The 1,509-nt window shown below is 29.7% G+C and carries 1 protein-coding gene and 1 pseudogene; both read left to right on the forward strand.

All coding sequences use genetic code 11. The features are described 5' to 3' along the window. A partial coding sequence (locus tag Q0075_RS09720; protein WP_297869336.1) for an AraC family transcriptional regulator occupies nucleotides 1-876 on the forward strand: 876 nt, incomplete at its 5' end. A gap of 145 nt (nucleotides 877-1,021) precedes the next feature. Next, a pseudogene (locus Q0075_RS09725) lies at nucleotides 1,022-1,509 on the forward strand (hypothetical protein); the annotation flags it as partial.

The raw sequence follows: 1,509 nt of genomic DNA on the forward strand, positions 1-1,509 counted from the left end.
GAGCAGTTGTTTGATTTAGGAATGGCCGATTGTTTTCATCATTTAAAACAAGTTGATTCGGCACTTTTTTATTGTAGTAAATATATTGAAAGTTATCAAATCACTAAGGTTTCCAAAGAAAATTTATTAATGACTTATAACATTATGACACAGTGTTATAATCAGAAAAATGATGCTAAAAACGCGTATCGCTACGCCCAAAAAAGTTTAGAATTAATACAATCAATAGAAGGAATAAAAAGTAAATCTTTGAATTTTCTTCACAACTACGATTTAAACAAAATAAAGGAGGAATCTAATAAATTTATTGCTTCTAAGAATTATTTTAAAATTTCACTTTTTGGTATTTTGATTCTTTTTGCTGTAGTGGTTTATAGTTTTTATTATTATTACAAAAATCAGAAAGAAAATCATTATCGATTTTTAAAAATTATTCAAGATCTAAAAGAATCTAAAACTTCAGAAATTAGTATTTTGCAAATTGATAAACCAGAAGCTCAACCCAAACAAACTATTGATGAGGAACTGATTGAAAAAATTACATTAGGTTTAAAAAAATTAGAGCAAAAAGAAACTTTTTTAGACCCTAACTTCAAGTTAGCTTTTGTTGCTAAAAAATTAAATACTAATACGGCTTATTTATCCCAATATTTCAATCAGATAATGCAAAAAACCTTTTCGGAATATACGCAAGAATTACGAATTCATTATGTACTTCAAAAGCTGAAAGATGCTCCTTACTTTCGTAAATATACTTTGCAAGCAATAGCAGAAGAAGTAGGTTATAAAGACGCTAATACACTTGTTCGCGTTTTTAAAAAGCAAACCGGACTTTCTCCTAATTATTATATTGAAAAATTAGAAAATACAGATTAAGTATTTGTTAATCAGGTAAATAATAATTATTAAATCTTCTGATTATTTATAAATAGTCCAATATATAAATTGGTCTAGTACTTCATATCATATAGTTTTGATGGAAATTTAATCAAATTAAGCTTCAAATCATCAAAATCAAAAAATGAAAAAAAGAATTACGTTATTCTGCCTATTGGCATTTTTGAATTTCATTCCTAATGCTGTTGCGCAATGTACTACTGCAGCAAATGGATTGTTTCCAGCTAATACCTATACACCAAACTGTAGTGGTAACTATGAGACGTTAACCAGTCAAAGTTATGCAGGCGAGTATAGCAATGTGAATGTAATTGCAAACAAACAATATTCGTTCTCGAGCTCTGTAACAACGGATTATATCACAATTACTAATGCAACAGGAACTGTTACTTATGCAAGCGGAACACAACCTGTAATATGGGATTCTGGCAGTACCACAGGTGTTATCCGTTATTATCTTCATTCAAATGCAAGTTGTGGTAGTCAACAAGTGGAAAGGTCTCGCTATATTCGATGTGCTGACGCATCAAACTGTACACCTCCTTCAAATTTGATGGTATCAAATATAACATCCAATTCTTGTAAAATGACTTGGACAGCGGCATCACCAGT

This window comes from uncultured Flavobacterium sp., assembly GCF_937967675.1.
GTDB lineage: Bacteria > Bacteroidota > Bacteroidia > Flavobacteriales > Flavobacteriaceae > Flavobacterium.